At 40.1% G+C, this 15781-nt stretch carries 10 protein-coding genes; 5 read left to right on the top strand and 5 right to left on the bottom strand.

Going from position 1 to position 15781, the window contains the following annotated elements:
• Positions 1-24 precede the first annotated feature (24 nt).
• On the bottom strand, positions 25-381 hold the full coding sequence (locus ACWICE_RS19220) for a bleomycin resistance protein (RefSeq protein WP_454299025.1): 357 nt from the start codon (positions 379-381) through the stop codon (positions 25-27).
• 376 nt (positions 382-757) lie between these two features.
• Here ACWICE_RS19220 and ACWICE_RS19215 point away from each other — a divergent pair, with 376 nt between their 5' ends.
• The 3 genes from ACWICE_RS19215 (at position 758) to ACWICE_RS19205 (ending at position 8075) form a co-directional block, all read left to right on the top strand.
• Positions 758-3811: a SusC/RagA family TonB-linked outer membrane protein gene (locus tag ACWICE_RS19215; RefSeq protein WP_454299024.1), complete on the top strand. Its 3054-nt coding sequence runs from the start codon at positions 758-760 to the stop codon at positions 3809-3811.
• A gap of 17 nt (positions 3812-3828) precedes the next feature.
• The gene (locus tag ACWICE_RS19210) at positions 3829-5451 is read left to right on the top strand and encodes a SusD/RagB family nutrient-binding outer membrane lipoprotein (RefSeq protein WP_454291328.1); all 1623 of its coding nucleotides are present in this window, start codon (positions 3829-3831) and stop codon (positions 5449-5451) included.
• A gap of 218 nt (positions 5452-5669) precedes the next feature.
• Positions 5670-8075, top strand: a complete 2406-nt coding sequence (locus ACWICE_RS19205; RefSeq protein ID WP_454299023.1) for an ABC transporter permease — start codon at positions 5670-5672, stop codon at positions 8073-8075.
• Between the two features lie 48 nt (positions 8076-8123).
• Here the strand turns inward: ACWICE_RS19205 and ACWICE_RS19200 are convergent, their stop codons facing one another.
• Positions 8124-9407, bottom strand: a complete 1284-nt coding sequence (locus ACWICE_RS19200; protein ID WP_313260053.1) for a Gfo/Idh/MocA family protein — start codon at positions 9405-9407, stop codon at positions 8124-8126.
• 171 nt (positions 9408-9578) lie between these two features.
• Between ACWICE_RS19200 and ACWICE_RS19195 the strand changes: the two genes are divergently transcribed.
• Complete coding sequence (locus ACWICE_RS19195; RefSeq protein WP_454299022.1) at positions 9579-10256, top strand: response regulator; 678 nt, start codon at positions 9579-9581, stop codon at positions 10254-10256.
• Here the strand turns inward: ACWICE_RS19195 and ACWICE_RS19190 are convergent.
• Positions 10253-12172 (bottom strand): 7TM-DISM domain-containing protein, encoded by a 1920-nt coding sequence (locus tag ACWICE_RS19190; RefSeq protein ID WP_454299021.1) that lies wholly within the window; start codon positions 12170-12172, stop codon positions 10253-10255. The genes ACWICE_RS19195 and ACWICE_RS19190 overlap by 4 nt on opposite strands.
• Positions 12173-12367: 195 nt before the next feature.
• On the opposite strand from ACWICE_RS19190, the gene ACWICE_RS19185 reads away from it, so the two are divergent.
• Complete coding sequence (locus tag ACWICE_RS19185; RefSeq protein ID WP_185210614.1) at positions 12368-13162, top strand: hypothetical protein; 795 nt, start codon at positions 12368-12370, stop codon at positions 13160-13162.
• Positions 13163-13206: 44 nt separating this feature from the next.
• On the opposite strand, the gene ACWICE_RS19180 is transcribed toward ACWICE_RS19185, so the two are convergent.
• Entirely contained in the window at positions 13207-14322 is a 1116-nt protein-coding gene (locus ACWICE_RS19180) for a DUF4861 family protein (protein WP_454299020.1), read from the bottom strand.
• Positions 14323-14381: 59 nt separating this feature from the next.
• On the bottom strand, positions 14382-14999 hold the full coding sequence (locus ACWICE_RS19175; protein WP_454299019.1) for a hypothetical protein: 618 nt from the start codon (positions 14997-14999) through the stop codon (positions 14382-14384).
• Between the last annotated feature and the right edge of the window lie 782 nt (positions 15000-15781).

The raw sequence follows: 15781 nt of genomic DNA, 5'->3' as shown, positions 1-15781 counted from the left end.
CAATTGGTAAAAAATGAAAACAGATTAAATAGCTTGCCCAAAGGTAATTAGGTTACTGTCAGGATCGAGGATAGCGAATTCTTTCTGTCCCCAAGGTTTTTCCGTTAAGCTTCCATTAGGATGAATGTTGACTCCACGGTCAATCAATTCTTGGTAAAGCTCTTCGATATGGTTCACACGGATATAAACCTGACCATAATTTTCTTCGGGAACAAGATCCAAAAAGATAAAGAAATGAAGTTCTGCTTCATCTTTTTTCAGGATCATATAGCTTTCAAAATTAGCAAAACCAATTTCTTGAAAACCTAATTGCTGAACGTAAAAGTCTTTGGTTACGGTCTTTACGCGCATGGGTAATTTGGGGCAAGCAGCTGTTAACATAATTGAATTATTTAATTGTTAAAATAAGTATAATTTTTGGAGTAGAGAGTTGGCCTTTTCTCTATTTTATCTTCAATATGAATAAATCACCACCCAAATTTCATACCATAATAGTTAATAATTTTACATCAATCGATAATATTTTTAAACATCAAAAAGCATAGGCTATAAAAAATGAGATGGAATAAAAATAGTTCAAAAAATAGAAATCTTTCTAATTGATTAACTATCAATTATATAATACTACCAACCTCTGATATTCACCTATATTCAATAAGATTTAACATAATTAGACAAAATATATCCAAAATATGTTCGTTTTTGTATCAATTGTATCATTGCCGTTACAATGATATCTCATACTTAAACTTATATTATGTATAAAACACTAACCCATCTATTTTTATGGCTATTTGCTATACAATTATCTTATGGACAGGATCGAACAGTAAAAGGAAACGTTGTTGACGAACAGACGAAATCACCTATAGTCGGCGCGACAGTCCGTTTAGACGCCAGTAAAAAGGCAACCCAAACCGATGATTCCGGAGCTTTCAGTTTAGAAATTCCTGCAGGTGCTGTAAACCTGACCATCAGTGTGTTAGGCTATAACACAGTGAAACAGGCTATAACAGCGACAGACTCCGTTATTTCCATTTCCATGACCGCACAGACCGCAAGGATTGATGATGTCGTTGTCACGGCCTTGGGAGTACAGCGAAAATCAAAAAGTTTAACCTACTCTACCCAAACGGTTAAAGGGGAAGACCTGACCAAAGTCAAGGATGCCAATCCGATGAATAACTTGACAGGGAAGGTCTCTGGGATGCAGATCAACCGAAGTTCTTCGGGTATCGGAGGTTCGGTCAATATCGTCCTTCGCGGATTTAAATCCAACCGGAACAACCAGCCACTTTATGTGATCGATGGTTTGCCGATTACCAATACAGGTGGATCGGGATCTGAAGGAGCTTTTGGTGGCGGGCCAGACCGTGGAGATATCCTGAGTACCCTGAATGCAGATGATATCCTGAGCATCAACGTCTTGAAAGGAGCCTCTGCCTCTGCCCTTTACGGTAGCCAAGGTGCAAATGGTGCCATCATGATCACCACCAAAAAAGGTGCTGAAGGTAATCTGAAAATCGATGTATCCTCAAGCATTACCGCTGACCAAGCCTTCTACCTTCCGAAGTTACAATACAGCTATGGCCAGACAACAGAGGGATCAGAAGAGAGCTGGGGTGAGAAAGGTTCATTCCAAGATCCTGTAGATGGATTCTATAATACTGGAACAACTTTGATCAATACCGTTTCCTTGAGCGGAGGAACTGAAAAGATGCAGAACTATTTCTCTTATGGCAATACCACCAACAAAGGTATATTGCCAACCAATTCGTTTAATCAGCATTCAGCAACCTTTAGAAATTCCACTAATTTTTTCGATAATAAACTAACCTTCGACGGTAGTATGATGTACTCTAGACAGGATATCCACAACCGTCCAACATCTGGCTTGTACTTTAGCCCGATTGCCGGTCTTTATCTGTTCCCAAGAGGTTTGGATTTTGATAAATACAAAAACAATTATGAGTACCTATCCCCTACGCGGAATCTATACCTGCAGGATTGGTGGAATATCAATGCAGATGCAGGTTTGACGGGTACACACCATTCACAGAATCCATTTTGGGTATTGAACCGCAACCCAACATTCCAATTGCGTGACAATATCATTGCCCAAGGGCAATTGAAATATACCATCAACGATTGGTTATCAGTCAGTGCAAGAGGTACACTGAACAAGCGATGGGATAAATGGGAAAGACATGTCTATGCCGGTACGCAAGGAGTTCTTTCTGGAGAGAAAATAGAAGGTGTTTTAGATGATAATGGTCGATATACCCGTGACCAGACTGAAAGTACCGCTTTATATGGTGATTTACTCTTCATCGGTAACAAAACATTTGCCGAGGATTGGGACCTGAACTTTACAGCTGGAACTTCAATCAATGATACTAGATCCACAGGTTGGAACCTTGATCAGTTAAAACTAGCTGTGGCCAATAAGTTTTTATTGAGCAATATTTACAGGGATGCGCCAATCAATGTATTAAATGAATCCATCAGCAGGCGCCAGTTGCAATCGGTATTCGCGTCGACCAACTTGGGCTATAAGGACAGGATATTCTTGGATTTAACGGCACGTAACGATTGGGCTTCTACCCTTGCCAATACTCCGCAGGAGAAAAAAGGTTACTTCTATTGGTCAGCAGGTTTATCGGCAGTGCTTTCGGACATGATCAAAATGCCAAGTTTTATTACCTACAGTAAATTAAGGTTGACCATGGCGGAAGTAGGAAATGATGTCGGAATTTACAGTACCATCCCGACAAACAGCTTGGCAACCGGTATTTTGAACGCAAATGTTTCAGGGCCTTACCAAGGATTACCTTTGCGCCCGGAGATCAGCAGAAGTTATGAAGTGGGCTATGAGGGAAGGTTTTGGAACGACCGCATCAATTTTGATTTGGCCCTTTACAAAACAAACACAAAGGATCAATATTTCTCATACGAAGCTCCAGTTGGACAGGTATTCACGACCGTTTTCCTAAATGCCGGAAATGTACAGAACAAGGGTATTGAGGCAGCTTTGGGTGTTGATGCGATCAAGAAGGATAACTTCAGCTGGAATACGTCTGTGAACTTCACGGCAAACCGCAATAAGATCCTGGAACTGGCACCCAAACTAGGCGAACGTTATTCTGTAGGCGGCAATTTCAATGTGCTTCGTTTAAATGGATCATTTGGAGATTTCTGGGCAAGGACCTTCTTGCGTGATGAGAATGGGGTGATGGTGGTTGATGATACCGGAAGGCCGCAGATTGGACCGGAGGGATATATTGGAAATAACAATCCTAAATCCATAGTTGGCTGGAACAATACCATCAATTACGGAAAATTCGGTTTAAGCTTTACGATAGATGCCCGATTTGGAGGTCAGGTCATCTCAGTGACCGACGGTTATTTGAACTCCTTCGGTGTCAGTGAGGTTAGTGCTGCAGCAAGGGACGCAGGAGGGTTGGATATCCCTGCCGTTAAACTGGACGGTACCCCTTGGTCAGGTAAAATCCCAGCACAGGCCTACTATAGCGCGGTGGGAAACAGAGATGGCATTATCGAAGGCCAGGTGTATGATGCAACAAATATCCGGATGCGTGAGATTTCATTGAGTTATGGTCTTCCTATCAAATGGAAAGGTGTAAAGAGCGCGTCCATATCATTGACGGGCAGAAACTTGTTTTTCTTCCGTAATGACGCACCATACGATCCCGAGCTCAACACCACAACCGGTGTTGGAGGACAGGGCTATGATAGTTTTGCCTTACCTGCTACCCGCAGTTATGGATTGAACCTTAAAGTATCCTTTTAATAACCAAGAGAAAAGAAATGAAGACATTAAAATCATATTATAAACTGTCAGGAATATTATTGAGCAGCCTTTTCCTGACGATGAGCTGCACCAAAGACTTTACGGAATTAAACACGAACCCTGCTGGGGTAACGGATGAAGAAGCCATGGGAGACTTTGCCTTGGTCGCTTCATTCCTTGCACAAGGACAACGAGCTATTCTTTCTGAAAATGTAGGTGAGTATCAAGTTTCAAACAACTTGACCAGCGATGCCTATGGCGGCTATTTTGGGGCTGAGGCGCCCTTTGTTGGGAATGCCAACAACCTGACCTATAGTTTAGTGCCAGGTTGGTATTCTTCCTTATGGGTTGACCGGTATATCCGAGCGATGAATCCCTTATCGAGAGTAGAGTTACTGACCAGGAACGACGAAAAAATGAAAGACATTTTTGCCTTTGCCAAAATATTGAAAGTGTCTGCCATGCATCGTACCTCCGATAAGGTTGGACCTATCATCTACAGTAAATACAATGCGCCAGATGAGAATGATCAGATCCATTATGACAATCAGCAGGATGCCTATAAAAACTTTTTTAAAGATCTGGATACCGCTACGACAATACTAAAAACCTACAAAGGCAAAGAGGTGTCTGCGGCCATGAAAAAGTCTGACTTGGCTTACACAGATAATAATTACGATCGCTGGTTGCGAATTGCCAACACCCTACGATTAAGACTTGCGCTTCGTATCGCATTCAAGGATGCTGCATTGGCTAAAACTGAAGGTGAAAAAGCCTTGAACCCTGAAAACGGAGGTTTATTGGAAGCCACAGCAGATAACTGCTTTATCAAATTAAGTACGGACCATCCATTGAACATCATTACGACCACATGGAGTGATACACGGATGCATGCCAGCATAGAAACATTTCTGGGCGGTTATAAAGACCCGCGTCTAGGAAAATTGTTCCAACCTGCTACGGACCCAGCGGTCAAAGGCCAATTTAAAGGGATCCGTACCGGAATTGACATAGATGCAAAGAGCCGATATGATAACTATTCAAAATTACAGCCATTACCAAATAAGATGCAACTAATGGTATCCTCTGAGAGTTGGTTCTTAAAGGCAGAAGCGGCATTGAGAGGCTGGAGCAATGCAGGCAATGCCAAAACCAACTATGAAACAGGGATTGAAAGATCATTTGAAATGTACGGTTTGGGCGCACAGGCAACAGCTTACAAAAACAATGCTACCGACAAACCTATGCCTTACATCGATCCAAAAGCAATCAAGGCCGGACAGAATGATATCAAGGCTGGCTCTCCATATTTGAGCACCATCAGCATTGCTTGGAATGAAGGCGATAGCAAGGACAGGAAATTGGAAAGGATCATTACACAGAAATGGATTTCCATGTTCCCTGACGGAGATGAAGCTTGGGCAGAGTACCGCCGTTCGGGATATCCGATCTTGTTCCCAGTGGTGGTCAACTACAGTAACAACACGATCCCAACAGTCCCAGGAATAAGAAGGATGCCGTATCCGGAAAGAGAATACAACAGCAATAGTGCAGCAGTAAATGAGGCCGTGAAAATGTTGGGAGGGCCAGACAATGGCGGAACTCGGTTATGGTGGGATGTAGAAAACAAGAAATTATAGTAAATGATTCAGTGGTAATTTCAGGAGCGGAGAGGATTATTCCTTCTCCGCTCTTTTATTTCCGTTCATTTTCGAACAAATAATGTCCGAAAATGAACAACTTAAGGACTAATCAAATCACAATTAATTGATTATAACCCAATTGATGCAATGGCAATAAAATTGCAAGCTGTATTCCATATCTATAGAACACAACTGCATCTGCTAAAATCTTAACAATGAATTGGAGCTATATAAAAATTGCTTGGCGAAATATCAGTAAGAAAAAACTTCAGAACATCATCAATTTAATCGGATTGATCTGTGGCATTACTTTCATCATGATCGTCGGTGCCTATATCTGGGATGCAAAGCAGGTGAATGCACATCTAAAAAACAAGAATCAACAATATCTATTGCAGAGTTCATATAAAAAGGAGGGTTTAGGATTAGACATCACCACTGTGGGTGCACTTCCGAAAGCACTGGCTGAGGAGTATCCTCAACTTGTTAAGAATTACTACAGACTCGACGGCCTGACTTGTATTGTGTCCAATGGTACAGATAAGTTTGAAGAAGGCGCAAGTTTGGGCGACCCAAGCTTATTAGCCATGTTTGGATTTGAGCTCCATGCAGGAGATATTAATACGGCTTTAAAAGACCCTTTTTCATTGGTCATAACGGAAGCAGCCGCCATGAAATACTTCGGCCGAACCGATGCCCTTGGTGAACAATTATCCATTAGAAACTTCAATGGGGAAAAGCATGATTTTATGGTAACCGGGATAATCAAACCAAGTTATCAAAACTCAGTCCTTGAATTAACCCCTGCCCTACGCAGTGATTTCTTTCTTCCAATTGCTTCTGAGAAATACTTTGGAAGGGACATTGATAATTGGGAAAATCCATACATCATTGGTTTCTTGGAATTAGAGCAAAACGTATCTCCAGGGCAGCTCACAACAGCTATAAAAACCTTAGTCAGCAAACATACTGACAAGACTTTTGCAGACAATTATAGTCCGGATCTAAAACCGCTGAAGTCCTATTACCTGGAAAGCAATGATGGAGCTATTCAAAAAATGATTGATATCCTGCTTTACATTGCTGGGTTCATCCTGTTGATGGCAATCATTAATTTTATCAATTTTAATCTCGGTCAAAATATAGGTCGTTTAAAAGAAATTGGGATCAGGAAAATAATGGGAGCCCAATCCAATCAGATAGCATCTTTATTGCTAACGGAATATGTAATTCTACTATGTTTGATTTTATTCATCTGCCTTCCATTGTATATCCTAGCCAAACCACTTTTTGAAAATATTTTCATGCGCAGGCTACCGCAATTAACAGAATTGCCCTATTATTTCTATTTGGGTATTTTGTTGTTTTCGATTTTGATCGGGTTAATTTCAGGCCTATACCCTGCTATCAAACTTTCAAGAAACAGCTTGTTAAATTCAGTAAAGCTTCAGTTTGACAAAGTAAAAAACAAACACAGCATTCGAAAAGCTTTGCTGTTCCTTCAGTTTACTACAGCAATAGTCATTTTGACTTCCACTATAATCATTGCCAGACAGATCCACTTATTTGTCAATAGCGATTTGGGATATAATAAAGAATATATCCTCACGGTCCAGACGACTCGAGATTGGAGCCCTGAAGGTGTTCGGAAAACCCAAACTATCCAGCAGGAATTGGAAAAGCTGAATGAAATTGAAGATATCAGCTTATCCTATGAAACCCCAAATAATATAGTTGGGAAGGCAGAAATTGCATTGATGGACAAGTCTGATGAACCAATCAATTCTCAAATGATTATTTCAGATTCCAAATTTGCTGACACCTATCAAATCCCGATGCTGGCAGGTCAATTCTTTAGCTCCAACCTGGTAGATTCCATGGCCCCTCAAGAGGTGGTAATCAATCGAAAAGCGATGAATGTTTTAGGGTATGAGCATGCTGATGATATAATCGGCCGGAATTTAAGAATCAATGGATCAAATGACCCGATAAAAGTCGTTGGGATTACTGAAAACTTCATTCCCAACTCCATGCACAATCCAAATACTGCAATTATCTGGCTGAATGTGGCCCAGAATAATTTTTATCGCTATTTCAATATCCGAATGAAACCAGGTTCCATTTCAAATTCTATTCAAAACATTGAGAAGAATTGGCATTTCCTAATGCCCGATGCTCCATTTGAATACCATTTCATGGAAGAAAATATCCGGAAAATGTATGAAACCGAACTGCAGTTGTACAGAGCTTCAATTTCAGCTACAGTTATTACTTTAATTATCGTTTGCTTAGGCATTATCGGTTTGGTCTCCTTATCAATCAGTGCGAGAAGTAAGGAAGTAGGCATGCGAAAAATATTGGGCGCAAAACTATCAGATCTGCTGGTCTTATTTTCAAAAGAATATTACCTGTTGTTTATAGCATCTGTCCTGACGGCAGTTCCTATCAGTTTCTTTATGATGAAGAAATGGTTAACCAATTACGAATTTAGAATTCAGATTTCTGCCTGGAACTACCTATTACCAATCCTTCTGCTTTTGGCATTATTGGCTGGATTAATCCTCTTCATCTTATATAGAAACGGAAGAGGTAATCCTATCCATAGGTTGAAGGAAGATTAATTAATAGATCAATAAAAAAGCCGGCTTGAACCGGCTTTTTTCATATTTCTATACCTTCGGGATTTGATACCCGTTATTGTATTTCGCTGCTAGATAGCCATTCGCTTCTTCATCCGTAAATTTCGCCTTATCCTTATCCCAATAGAGCTTCTTACCAGTTCTGTAGGCAATATTCCCCATTTGGGACAAAATAGCAATATGAGCTCCAGCTTCCACAGGAGCATGTAAGATGCTCTTGTCCTTTGTGCGGATTGCGGTCACAAAGTTCTCCATATGTTTCTCCAAACCATTATCTTTTGAAGGTTGATGCGGAACAGCTTCCATCCTACCTTTCTCTGGAATGACTTCCCAGCCACCTCTATTCACCACCAAGGTACCATTGTTCCCGATAAACGAAACGCCATGATCTTTTCCATAAGGACCTAAATCAATACCTGTCGCTTGTTCCCATTGCAGGTAAAAGTCGTCAAATGCGAATACAGTAGTTAGGGAGTCCGGTGTTTCAGCGGCATCATCTGGATAAGCAAACTTACCGCCTGTTGCCATGATGGAGTTAGGGTTAGACACTTTCATACCGATCAAGGCAAAGTCCAACATATGCACACCCCAATCAGTCATCAGGCCACCTGCATAATCCCAGAACCACCTGAAATCAAAATGGAAGCGATTAGGATTGAATGGCCGCTTTGTTGCCGGACCTAACCATTTATCATAGTGCACTCCAGCTGGAGGAGCAGAATCTGGCTTTACAGGGATACTCTTCATCCAACCCTGATAAGCCCAAGCCTTGACAGACCTAATTTTCCCTAATTTGCCACTGTGCACAAAGTCCATCGCATCTCTAAAGTGCTGCTGACTACGTTGCCATTGTCCTACCTGTACAATCTTATCGTACTTTTTGTCCGCTGCCAACATCACTTCACACTCTTTGATGGAATTCCCCAAAGGCTTCTCCACATACACATGCTTACCTGCCTTTACTGCATCGACCATCATCATGCAATGCCAATGATCGGGCGTTCCAACGATGACAGCGTCTACATTAGGATCTTTCAATAGATCCTTATATTCAATATATTTTTTGACCTTGATGTTTTTTTGTTCCAGTTCAGAGGCTCTTTTGTTCAGCACATTTTCATCGACATCACATAAAGCAGTACAGGTAACATTATTTATTTTTAATATCGCATTCAGATTGGACCAACCCATGCCGTTTGTACCGATTAAACCTATACGCAAAGGGGTATTCTGATTAGCGAAAGCTTCCGTTCTAAAAAGCAAAGTCGAGGCGGCGAGCACGCCGGCACTCTTGAGAAAATCTTTTCTTTTCATTTATTGTTGTTGTTTTAGGTTTTAAAAAATTAGGTGTGTAATAAAAGTATTATTTACATTTCATCAAGATACAAAAAATCTGAAAAATTTAAGGCTATTTGATTTCAAAGAATTGACTGTTAGTAGTTAAGGATATTTTAGTATATTGTTATAAGCAAAAAAATGCACCCTATGGAAGAAAGTATCCCTTTTAAGCCGATAAACTTGCTTATTGTCGAGGACCAACAGATTATCGTGGATGGCTTGATCATGATCCTCAGCGGACACCCGAAATTTGGCGAAATCAATGCTTGCACAGATACAAAGGAGCTTTTGCATGCCATCGACACCTACAAACCCGATGTCATTTTAATGGACTTCAACATGCCCCATATGGATGGTATGCAATGTATTGAAGTGGTACTGGAAAGCAATCCAGACCAGAAAATACTGATGCTGACTGGTTATGATGACACCGAACTTATTCGTGAAGCGTTACGAAAAGGAGCTTTAGGCTATGTTCTGAAAAACATAGCAAAAGATGAATTGATCAAAGCTATCGTTGCCGTAAATGAAAGGAAGAGACATCTAGACCAACAGGTACAGAACAAGGTCGTTGAAGCATTTTTAATGAATGAGGAGCATAATAAAGTCGAACAACCCAGCAATAAAGATGCTTTCAATCTATCGAATCGTGAAATTGAAATCTTGAAATTGATCGCTGAGGGTAAACCGAGCAGCAAGATAGCCGATCAACTCTTTATCAGTGCCAATACCGTAGATACCCACCGAAAAAACATCATGGCAAAATGTGGGGTCAAGAAAATAACAGAACTGATCACCTTTGCTAACAAGAATCAACTTCTTTAGCTTTTGAGAGGCAGGGTAATTGAAAAAAACGAACCTGCATCCAATTTGCTGTCTACTTCAAACTTTCCTCCAATTAACTGGGATCGGGTCAATATACTCTTTAGACCTAACCCTAACGTATTTTCAGGTTCATAAATAAATCCTTTCCCATTATCCTCCAGACTGATGATCAACTCCGATTCATTATCGATCAACTGAATATTGATTTCCGATGGCTGGGCATGCTTTACCATGTTGTTTAGCAACTCTTGGATGATCCTATAGATATGGACTTCCATGCTGGCCGATAAGTTTTTGGAATCATATTGCTGGTAAAGGTTGAACTTGATATTCGGGTAGCTCGATTTGATATGGTTGACCAGTTCCTGAATGGCGGATTTCAAGCCCAGTTTACTGAGCGAAATAGGCATCAAATTATGCGAAATGGTCCGGATATCAGCATTGACCCGATCGACATCCTGCATCAATCTTTGGATATCCTCAGCAGCCTTTGGACTATCCAGATGATCCTCAAGATGGGTCAGTTTCATTCGGATGGCTGACAACTGGACTCCAGAGCTGTCGTGCAGTTCTTGGGCTATCCGCTTCCGCTCCTGTTCCACCGTCGCCATCAAGAGCTTGGTGTCTTCTTCCTGCTTCTTACCCAGTTCCATCAACATGGCATTATGCTGCTCATACATCTTCTTCAACCGCAGCATCATCAGGGTAAATACAATCAGGACCTCCCAGACCATAGACCAAAGCATCATGTTCTGAACGTGAATGGTCCATAGAAAAAATGGCACCTTGGAGATCACATCGAGCTCCAAATTGAAATAATACTGCCCAAGTTGTCTGATACTTGTAGTCAGGATCGTATAGGCATGAGGTGCAAAGGCAATCATAAACCAAATCGTTTCGGTCTTGTTCCTTTGCCTGGTCAACAATATTACCAATATGTACAAAATAATCCCACAGGTAATGGAGAACATAACCGTATTCAACTTTTGGATCAGAGAAAATATGGAGTGTGGGATCCATTGATAGAACATCGCAATAATGGTCAGCAGCAAAGAACATAAAACAAAAACCCAGAGTACCTTATCCAATCTCTTGACAAAACGACGGGTGACAAAATATTCCCGAAAAAAACTGACCCCAAAAATCAAATACAGGTTGGTGAAGATATAACTGGAGATATTTTGAACCGATGGATAATCTCCCCACAAATACTTATAGGAGAGTCCTAAATCGGAATAGATATAGCTGGCTCCAAAAAATATATAAAAGAAAAAAGCCCATTGCTTTATTTCTTTGGTCAATACCAAGGTGATGCCCAAGATAAAAAGGAACGCTGTGGTAATGAAAAAGAAATAGGAAATGGTCGTCGTTTCTTTTAGGTAATAGGCCTCCCGTTCATGTTTGTCCCAGAGCAATAAATTGAAATTGATGGCCGAATAGTCGGAATGAACCTTCACAAAGTAACTTCCAATTTCCAATGGTTGCAATTCTATGGAGAAGATCAGGTTTTGATGCTTAACCGTACGATTGGCAAATGGATAACTGGAACCAAGGATCTTGACCAGGACAAAGCGATCTCCAACTTTTTTATACAAGGTCAGCGAATTGAGATTGGGATTGGTAAACTCTAAATATAGGTTTCTGGCAACAGAATCCTGATTAGCCAGATTTACCCGTACCCATAGGTTACCATCTACTTTTCCAAAATTATAAATGGGCTCCTGAAAGGGTTGAAATTGATTCTCAGCAGGAAGGCTATCGCCTGCAGTGTTATCATAGTAGTAGGCTGTAGAAGTGGAAATATTGAGGTGCTCGGTCGTATCAGGCAACAAAATGGTCTGCGCTTCCAATCGACTGGAAAACAAACTGAGGAGCAGACTAACTGCCAGTGTCCATATCAAACCATGCAGCTTCATTATCCTAATTTACAGTTTAATCCTGTAGAAAACCTAGCTAAAGCACTATAAAATAAGGCTATCCGATCGAATATCACCTTTTCAGGTTAGTGAAATACACCAAAAAAGGGATTTGGTTAAAATCCTCTTTTTGGATGTTTTATGCGGTTAAAATTTGTCGTCACTTTGAGTTAACAAATCAGAAAGGAGAAAAATATGAAAACCTTAAAAATAAAATCGCTCTTATTCGGCCTTGCTTTGATTGGCTTAAATTATCTTCAAAGTTCTTGTAGCCGCTATTACTATCAGCCCAATGCGGTGAATGCTCCAATGATGAAAGAAAAAGGAGATTTAAAAATTGGGATATCAGGAACCACAAGCTCTGAGGATCTGAACGGTACCAATACCAGTTCATCCATTATCAATCTGCAAACAGCCTACTCACCCATCAAACATTTAGGTGTGATGGTCAATTACTCCAATTACAATTACAACTTTAATGAGGAAGATCCATCAATAGGAAATGTGGATGCCCATGCGGGGCTATTTGAAGGTGGCGTCGGTGGTTATTATCCCATTATTGCCCGTGAAAATGGATTTGGTCTGATTGCCGATACTTATGTTGGATACGGCGGAGGTAAATTGAGCAGTGACGTGAACATGAATTTTAACAGGACCTTTATCCAACCAGGAATAAATCTTACTTTCCCATATTTTGATGTAGGTCTAGCGACTAGGATTTCAGGTATCAAATACAGTAATTTTGACGCCAATGGCATGACCCCTGAATATATCACCGAACATAAATTGGACAATATCACAGATAAAAGACATTATTTCTTTGAACCGGCATTTACCTTAAGGGCAGGATATAAATTTGTCAAGGCGGAATTGCAGGTCGTGGGAAGTACCCCAATGAGTGAGATTGATTGGGAAAGCAAAGGAACAGTTGTCACCTTCGGGATCCATTTCTCCTTGATGGATGCTATAAAATTTGCAAAAGATAGATAGTGAATCATCCAAAAATAACGGAGCAAATGTTTGCTCCGTTCTTTTTATTTAAGCACCCACTTTAAGGATTTCTTTATCTTTTCATACTCCGCTTCAACAGCCTTATTCCATTCTTCAGCAGAAGTTACCTTTCCAGCTCGATTCCAAACCGCACCATTGTAATACACAAAATCTTCATCGTTCCTAGCCTCGCTTGATAGCAAGAATTGCTCAGGCCTTCCGGAATCTAAAATGACCTTTTTCTTTGGGATGATGACCGCTATTCCGGTCTGTCCATTATTTGCAATTTCTGGCTCCCAATAGGCCAATGTTTCATTTTTTTGCCCAACTGCAATTTTTGGCTGATCTTCTTTCCGTTTAGCAACCCCGATCGCAATTGCAGTGTTACTGGCTTTACTATTTTGAACCTGCAACACTATTTTATTGAAATTACTGCCCGCATCCAAGCTTATTATCTTATTCAATTTCACTTCCTGCCCTTCCAACTCCTCTGGATCATACTCCAATTTAAAGGTGGTCCTTAAGGGTCCGTTATCCAAGATCTGGTATCGACGATAATGCTTTGTAAATTTCAAACCTTTATTGGAAAGTAAAGCTACATCTCCTGCACCAAGCGTTTGCCCCACGGTATAATAATCCATTCCTTCCCCGTTATCCTGATGGTAGTTTTCTACCTTATACCATTTATTTATGATCAATTTATCGGTTCTCTTCGCCCAATAGTCCATCCCTTGACCATCATCTTTTCTGCCTTCCAATGCCTTTCCATATAAGCGGAAAGCCACGACATCATTTTCCCAAGCAAAATCATCAAAACGTTCAGGCACATAGCGAGCAAAGGTTTTTGGTTCTATCACAGTTCCTGCTTGTTTGTCTAGCTTATATTTTATGGTAGTCAGGGCAGGAAGCTCCACTTGGATCAGTACATTCACAGGAATGTCAGCACCCAATCTTTCTAATTGAAAGGGAACATGCTGATTGCTTTCATCGAGAATACTAAAGACCGTATCGACCTTAAAATGTTCCTTAAATTTCTGAAATGGAATGGAAATAAGTTCTTTTCTAGGATGCTTACTTGGATTTTTCACCTCAATATATTGGGCATGGCTAATTGCCAAACAGTGTATTATGATTAGGCAAGTCAATAGGAATCTCTTCATAGCTACTAATTTCAGAAAATGAATCTATCGAAAAAAGAGATATTTTACCCCAACCCTCCTCAAATCGCCTGAATGCTTTTGATATTTACACCATTGAAGCACCCATCTTGACAATTGCCCTCAACATAACCAGCTAAGGAAATCATACCGTTGTTTTTAGTTTCAAAATACTGCACTGCATTTTTACGCTTGATTATCCAATCCGTTTCTGCTAATTTATAAATTTCATCTAGGGTCCTGATTTGGGATGCATACCCTACTTTAGAACCTAATTTCCCAAGATTATTTTCGTTTTCGGTCCACTGTAAGAAATCAAGAAGTGTTATACCCTCCTTTTTTAATTGTTCCTCAAATTCTTTCCCCTTTTTCTTAAGGATCTCATCTAGCTCATTCGATGTCCAGCCATTTGCCGGCAATTGCACAGATTCAAACGCAGTAAAATAAAACTCGCGTTTTACAACCTTTCCAGACTTAATCGTCAGCTTTGTCTCCCAAGAATATCCAAAATATGAATTCCCCGTAACAATGTAAAAGTAGCTGTTGTTGCTGTTCGCTTTAAACTTCTGAAAAACATCATAACTGTCCTTAAATTCAGATTCATATTTAAGATCTGACTTCTCACAGGATAAAAATAAAAAAGGAATCAGCAAGGAAATAATAATTGATTTAATTCGCATAACTTTAAATTTTTAGGTGTATAAACATTAGTTTTAAACTAAAACGAAAGACGGATAGATTTTGCCACAGGGAATCAAAAAAACTACTCCAAGTTGAGGTCTTTTGATTTCTGGATTTTTATTAGGGGGAGTGTGTTAATTCAACACACATCGGCATGGAAGAAAATTACTGCATTTCATTTTGACCTTATTCGAGACACATTCGGAATTTTCGCAAGATGTATAAATTGATATCCAAAAAATGTTCAAAAAATATTCGAATAATTGCTAAATGAATAGCAAATTTTGTAAGGGAAATCGTCTAAATAAAACGAGAAAATTTCTGGGCATTTCCCGAATATGTCTCGAATGAGACTCGAATGAAAGTAAGATGATTGGGTAAGTTTTATTGAAAGAGATAAGGGGATGGTCGGATGGAAGATGTGAAAGATATTTTTTCGTTTTTTAAAAGGTCAAACCTTTCTAATTTACCTTAAATATCTGAATACTATTTTTAAAGTTCCTAGTCATTGATGGATTCTGAAGGATTAGAAATTGACATTCTTGTCAATAAAAACATTTGTGCTTCAGTAAATCTAGCCTTATGGCAACCCCAACCTAGACGGCAGAAATAATCTAAACACTAAATACTCTCTACTAAATACTACGCAAGGGTGGCAGGATTGCTTCAGCCCCACAAGCCCCAGACTCTAACCCTGAAGCTCCTTCGGATCGAACCACGGTTCGAATCTGCCACACCCGAACACAAAAAAAGCCCGACCTAAGTCGAGCGTAAACTCCAC

The organism is Sphingobacterium sp. NPDC055346, from assembly GCF_053645235.1.
This window is presented reverse-complemented; position numbering and strand designations above follow the sequence as displayed.

Excerpts from the sequence above, each read along its gene's own strand:
- ACWICE_RS19220 (WP_454299025.1), bottom strand. The coding sequence starts at position 381 with ATGTTAACAGCTGCTTGCCCCAAATTACCCATGCGCGTAAAGACCGTA.
- ACWICE_RS19215 (WP_454299024.1), top strand. The coding sequence starts at position 758 with ATGTATAAAACACTAACCCATCTATTTTTATGGCTATTTGCTATACAA.
- ACWICE_RS19210 (WP_454291328.1), top strand. The coding sequence starts at position 3,829 with ATGAAGACATTAAAATCATATTATAAACTGTCAGGAATATTATTGAGC.
- ACWICE_RS19205 (WP_454299023.1), top strand. The coding sequence starts at position 5,670 with ATGAATTGGAGCTATATAAAAATTGCTTGGCGAAATATCAGTAAGAAA.
- ACWICE_RS19200 (WP_313260053.1), bottom strand. The coding sequence starts at position 9,407 with ATGAAAAGAAAAGATTTTCTCAAGAGTGCCGGCGTGCTCGCCGCCTCG.
- ACWICE_RS19195 (WP_454299022.1), top strand. The coding sequence starts at position 9,579 with ATGGAAGAAAGTATCCCTTTTAAGCCGATAAACTTGCTTATTGTCGAG.
- ACWICE_RS19190 (WP_454299021.1), bottom strand. The coding sequence starts at position 12,172 with ATGAAGCTGCATGGTTTGATATGGACACTGGCAGTTAGTCTGCTCCTC.
- ACWICE_RS19185 (WP_185210614.1), top strand. The coding sequence starts at position 12,368 with ATGAAAACCTTAAAAATAAAATCGCTCTTATTCGGCCTTGCTTTGATT.
- ACWICE_RS19180 (WP_454299020.1), bottom strand. The coding sequence starts at position 14,322 with ATGAAGAGATTCCTATTGACTTGCCTAATCATAATACACTGTTTGGCA.
- ACWICE_RS19175 (WP_454299019.1), bottom strand. The coding sequence starts at position 14,999 with ATGCGAATTAAATCAATTATTATTTCCTTGCTGATTCCTTTTTTATTT.